This window comes from Caulobacter sp. P1_B12_2 (assembly GCF_056406675.1).
On the sequence record NZ_JBFTZS010000321.1, the window covers coordinates 1 to 5,435 of the forward strand.

5 protein-coding genes are annotated in these 5,435 nt (G+C 66.3%); 2 read left to right on the top strand and 3 right to left on the bottom strand.

Annotated features, from left to right (window positions below):
* From AC1DZ6_RS17950 to lpxC, 3 genes are all read right to left on the bottom strand, one after another.
* Positions 1-308: AAA family ATPase (locus AC1DZ6_RS17950; RefSeq protein ID WP_477098505.1), on the bottom strand; the 308-nt coding region annotated here is incomplete at its 3' end.
* Between the two features lie 157 nt (positions 309-465).
* The gene (locus AC1DZ6_RS17955; protein ID WP_477098509.1) at positions 466-1,404 is read right to left on the bottom strand and encodes an outer membrane protein assembly factor BamD; all 939 of its coding nucleotides are present in this window, start codon (positions 1,402-1,404) and stop codon (positions 466-468) included.
* 232 nt (positions 1,405-1,636) lie between these two features.
* A complete protein-coding gene (lpxC, locus tag AC1DZ6_RS17960; RefSeq protein ID WP_477098506.1) occupies positions 1,637-2,536 on the bottom strand; it encodes a UDP-3-O-acyl-N-acetylglucosamine deacetylase in 900 nt (299 codons plus the stop codon).
* A gap of 289 nt (positions 2,537-2,825) precedes the next feature.
* Between lpxC and AC1DZ6_RS17965 the strand changes: the two genes are divergently transcribed.
* The gene (locus AC1DZ6_RS17965) at positions 2,826-4,943 is read left to right on the top strand and encodes a dipeptidyl-peptidase 5 (RefSeq protein ID WP_477098507.1); all 2,118 of its coding nucleotides are present in this window, start codon (positions 2,826-2,828) and stop codon (positions 4,941-4,943) included.
* A 60-nt stretch (positions 4,944-5,003) separates the two neighbouring features.
* Positions 5,004-5,435, top strand: a 432-nt coding sequence (locus AC1DZ6_RS17970; RefSeq protein WP_477098508.1) for a hypothetical protein, incomplete at its 3' end; no start/stop codon positions are given.

A 5,435-nucleotide genomic window follows, 5' to 3' on the forward strand; every position in this document is an offset into this window, starting at 1 on the left:
TCGGCCGACAGCTGGCGGCGCAGGACCAGGTCCTCGTCGCGTTCGTAGGCCAGTCCCTTGTCGTCGAGATAGGCGAAGGCGGCATGGTCGGCCGGCAGGGCGAACATGGCGGTGGCGCTGGCGTGGCCTGCAGCCCCCCGACGAACGAGGCCGGCGTCGGCCCGGGCGCCCGTGGCCAGGCCCAGGGCGTCCAGGATGATCGACTTGCCCGCCCCGGTCTCGCCGGTGAGCGCGGTCAGGCCCGGACCTATGGCCAGGTCCAGGCTTTCGATGAGCACGACGTCGCGGATGGAAAGGCCGATCAACATGACGCGCAGGATCGCCGGGAATCACGGTTTTTCAAAGGGGGCTTGTTCTTGGGACGTTCTCGCCCTCGCCGAAGGCCGTTTCACAACGGAAAACGGGCCGATCCTGGAAGGACCGGCCCGCTGAAATCCGATGCGCCCGAACGGCGTATCCCGAGGACTACATCCCCAGGACGCCCTTGATGCCGCCCTTCTTGGGCTTGGCCGGAGCCGGCGCCTTGGCGTCGGTCGGCGTCGTGGCGTCGCCCGTCTTGACCTCGCCCGGGGGCGCCAAGGTGGTGTCCTTGTCGTGGGTCAGGCGGTCCAGCAGGTTCTTCTTGTTGCCGGCCTTCAGCGGCTCGACGGCGGGCTTGAGGCCGTTGTTGGTCAGCAGCTTGTAGGCCTCGGCGTACCAGGCGTCGCCCGGGAAGTTGTAGCCCAGCACCGCGCCGTTGCGCTTGGCCTCGTCCAGCAGGCCCAGGGTCAGATAGCTCTCGACCAGGCGGTAGAGGGCTTCTGGCGTGTGCGAGGTGGTCTGGTGGCGGTCGACCACGGTGCGGAACCGGCCGATGGCCGCCAGGGTCTGGCCGTTCTTCAGATAGTAGCGGCCGATCGTCATTTCCTTGCCGGCCAGCTGGTCGCTGACCATGTCGATCTTCAGGCGGGCGTCCTGGGCGTATTCCGAGTTGGGATAGCGCTGGACCACGTCGCGCAGGGCCGCCATGGCCTGCTCGGTGGCGGCCTGGTCGCGGTTGACGTCGACGATCTGCTCGAAATAGCAGACGGCCTTCAGATAGTAGGCGTACGAGGCCGACGGGTTGCCCGGATACAGGCCGATGAAGCGGTCGGCGTCCGAGATCGCCTCGTTGTACTGGTTGCCCTGGTAGTGGGCGTAGCCGGTCATCAGAATCGAGCGACGCGACCATTCCGAATAGGGGTGCTGGCGCTCGACCTCGCGGAAGTAGTCGACGGCCTCGTTCCAGCTGCCGCGGTCCAGACGATTGGCGCCGGTCGAATAGAGCAGCTCCACCGGGCGCTCTTCGTAGGCCAGGGTCGGCTTCTTGCGCTTGCCGGCGCAGGCGGAGACCGACAGGGCGACCAGCACGGCGGTCGCGACCATGGCGACCTTGCGTCCCGAGATATTACGAAGCACGGACTTTTCACCCTCGAAGCAAACGTGCGCCCCTGCGCCGTGCAAGGCTTCTACACCACGCGGATGCGGGCGCAAATGGAAGCCGAGCCGTGACGAGGATACGCCCCAAGACGCATCCCCCGAGGAATCCGCCGTAACCCTACAGACACCGGCTTTTTGACCAAATCAGGTCGAAGACCGACGTCATCGTATCAGAGTGTCAGACAGCCTGCGCCAATTCCACCGAATGGGCGCGCATGCGCCAGGCGGCGGGGTTGGCCATCAGGGCCCGGACGACGGCGTTGTTCAGGCCGTGGCCGGCCAGGACGCCCTCGAAGCGGCCGATGATCGGCGCGCCCAGCACATAGAGGTCGCCCACCGCGTCCAGCGCCTTGTGGCGCACGAACTCGTCGGAACGGCGCAGACCTTCGGGGTTGAGCACCCGGTCGCCGTCGATCACCACCGCGTTCTCCATCGAGCCGCCGCGGGCCAGGCCCATGGCGCGCAGGGCCTCGACGTCGCGAATGAAGCCGAAGGTGCGGCAGTCGGACAGCTCGGCGCGGAACGATTCTTCGTCGATGGTCAGGTCGACGCGCTGGCGGCCGATGATCTTGCTGTCGAAGACGATCTCGAAGGCGACTTCGAAGCGGTCGCTCGGCGACAGGCTGGCCAGCTTGCCGCCCTCCTCTTCGACCACGACGGTGTCGAGGATTTCGATATAGCGACGCGCGGCTTCCTGCTTGCGGCGACCGGCGCGGTCGAGGATCTGGACGAAGGGCTCGGACGAGCCGTCCATGATCGGCACTTCCGGACCGTCCAGTTCGACGACGCAGTTGTCGATGGCCAGGGCGGCCAGGGCGGCCATCAGGTGCTCGATGGTCGAGACGCGCACGTCGGCGGCGTTGTTGATGACGGTGCCCAGCTGGGTCTGGCAGACGGCGTCCGGCTTGACCGGCACGCGGTTGTCGAGGTCATGGACGTCGGTGCGCACGAAGACGATCCCGGCGTCGACCGGGGCGGGGCGCACGGCGACGCGCACGTGCGAGCCGGTGTGCAGCCCCACACCGGCGAAAATCACCGGTCCGGCGACCGTATGCTGAAAATATGCCGAAGCCGACACTCGAAACCCTTACCTTACCAGCGGGGCGGCTCAATCGACCGCCTTCTCGCCCCACGTACCATTTAGGGACAATGCTGCGTCGCGGCAAAGCAAGTCCTGTTTCCGATTGTTACCTCTCTAATGAATTGTTTTTAATGACTTTTTTGGCCATTTCACGGTCATCATTTTGTCGTATTGCAGAGCTTGAGACCGGGCGGCGCAATCTTGCCCCCTCCCCTGGCCTATCCGGCACGCCGTCGCTAGGCTCTGGCCCTCATTCCGGCGCCAACGCCTCGTGGATCCCGTTTCGATGACCAAGACCTTGCGCATAGCCGCCTCCGCCCTCGCCCTGTCCATGGCCGCCTTCGCCGTCGCGCCGGCCGCCCTGGCCCAAGGGAGCCCGGCGGGCCGAGGCTTCACCGCCAAGGACATGGTGCAACTGGAGCGGATCAGCGATCCGCGCGTGTCTCCGGACGGCCGCTTCGTCGTCTACAGCGTACGGACGATGGACTTGCCGGCCAACAAGGCCTCGATATCGCTGTGGATCGCCGACCTGAAGGCCAAGATGGCCCCGCGCCGGCTGGCGATCTCGGACGGCGGGGTCGGCGGCGCCCGCTGGTCGCCGGACGGCAAGGGCCTGTACTTCATCTCGGGACGGACGGGCGGCCTGGACCAGGTCTATCGCACCGACGCGGCCGGCGAGACCGCCGTGCAGGTGACCAAGGCCCCGTTCGACGTCGGCGCCTTCAAGATCTCGCCCGATGGCAAGACGATCGTCATCGCCCAGGCCGTGTTCCCCGACTGCGACACCCTAGAGTGCACCAAGGACAAGCTGGCCGCCAAGGGCGCGCAGAAGACCACCGGCGTGGTCTTCGACAAGCTGTTCATCCGCCACTGGGATACTTGGAACGACGGCCTGCAGAACCACCTCTACGCCCTGAAGCTGGACCAGGCCGGCGTGGCGACGGGCGCACCCCTCGCGCTGATGAACGGTTTCAACGGCGACACGCCCACCAAGCCGTTCGGCGGCGACGAGGACTTCAACATCACGCCCGACGGCAAGTCGGTGGTGTTCTCGGCCAAGCCGGCCGACCGCGAGGAGGCCTGGAGCACCAATTACGACCTGTGGCGCGCGCCGCTGGACGGCTCGGCCGCCCCGGTCAACGAAACCACGGCCAACAAGGCCATGGATTCCCAGCCCACTGTCTCGCCGGACGGCAAGGCCACGGCCTGGTTGGCGATGAAGCGTCCGGGCTTCGAAGCCGACCGCATGGCGATCATGATCCGCGAGGGCGACAAGGTCCGCGAGCTCTCGCCCGCCTGGGACCGTTCGGCCCAGTCGATCACCTGGAGCGCCGACGGCAAGACCCTCTACACGACCGCCGAGGATGTCGGTCAGACCAAGCTGTTCGCGGTGGACGTCAAGTCCGGCAAGGTCGCCGCCCTGACGGGCGAAGGCCACGTCAGCGCCGTGAGCCTGGGCGGCGGGACCCTGGTCTACGCCCAGGACAACCTGAAGGGTCCGGCCCAGCTCTACGCGCTTTCCTTGAAGGATGGGGCCACCGCCAAGAAGGCCGGAGCGCCCGTCAGACTGACCAACAACAACGCCGAGGCCCTGGCCGGCGTGGCCATGGGGGATGCCGAGCAGTTCAGCTTCCCCGGCTGGAACGGCGAAACGGTGCACGGCTACGTGGTCAAGCCGGCCAATTTCGATCCGGCCAAGAAGTACCCGGTCGCCTTCCTGATCCATGGCGGCCCGCAAGGCAGCTTCGGCAACCTCTTCCACTACCGCTGGAACGCCCAGACCTACGCCGGCGCCGGCTACGCCGTGGTGATGATCGATTTCCACGGCTCCACCGGCTACGGCCAGGCCTTCACCGACGCGATCAGCCAGCACTGGGGCGACCGCCCGCTGGAAGACCTGCAGAAGGGCTGGGCCTTCGCGACGGGCAAGTACGGGTTCCTGGACAAGGACCGCGCCTGCGCCCTGGGCGGCTCGTACGGCGGCTTCATGGTCAACTGGATCGCCAGCCAGTGGAAGGAGCCCTGGAAGTGCCTGGTCAATCACGACGGCATCTTCGACAGCCGGTTCATGGGCTATTCCACCGAGGAGCTGTGGTTCAGCGAATGGGAGAACGGCGGCCCGCCCTTCGCGCCGAACACCACCTACGCCAAGTTCAACCCAGCCGACCACGTGGCCGAGTGGAGCGTGCCAGAGATGGTCGTCCAGGGCGGCCAGGACTTCCGCGTGCCGCTGGAAGAAGGCATCGGCACGTTCACGGCCCTGCAGCGCAAGGGCGTGCCCAGCAAACTGCTGTATTTCCCCAACGAGAACCACTGGGTGCTGAAGGCCCAGAACTCGGTGCAATGGCACGACGAGGTGCAGAAGTGGCTCGACCAATGGACCAAGGGCGAGCCCGCCAAGTAATACGCTTATAAATTGCAGCCGTTCGCCCCTTCCGTTAGTTTGGACACGGAGGGGGCGTTCATGTTCCAACTGTTTCGCGCGATCTCGAACCGGTTCACGCTGCAGTCACGGCTGGGCGGACGCTATGCCGAGGCTCGGATCCTGGCCGCGGAGCTGGACCTGGATCTTACCGAGATCGCCCTGCGCCACGGCAGCCAAGGCCATGCCGAGGGTGATCCCGCCGAGCAGAACAGCCAGGCCGAACGCGAAGAGAAGTTCCAACGCCTGACCGCGGGCTTCAACAGCCCCTACCCCAGCGAGCAGATCGCCGCCGCCGTGGACCTTCGCAAATGGATGGTCCGGGACTACGGGCTAGAACGGCTGATCTGGTTCGTGCCGCAACTGCGTGAACGCTATATCCAGGCCGTCGGGCCCAAGGCGGCYAAGATGGAGCCGATCGCGCAAGGCGCCAGCCGCGCGGAGCTGGAGGCCGAGGCCTTGAGCCTGCTGGAG

Excerpts from the sequence above, each read along its gene's own strand:
- AC1DZ6_RS17955 (WP_477098509.1), bottom strand. The coding sequence starts at position 1,404 with ATGGTCGCGACCGCCGTGCTGGTCGCCCTGTCGGTCTCCGCCTGCGCC.
- AC1DZ6_RS17965 (WP_477098507.1), top strand. The coding sequence starts at position 2,826 with ATGACCAAGACCTTGCGCATAGCCGCCTCCGCCCTCGCCCTGTCCATG.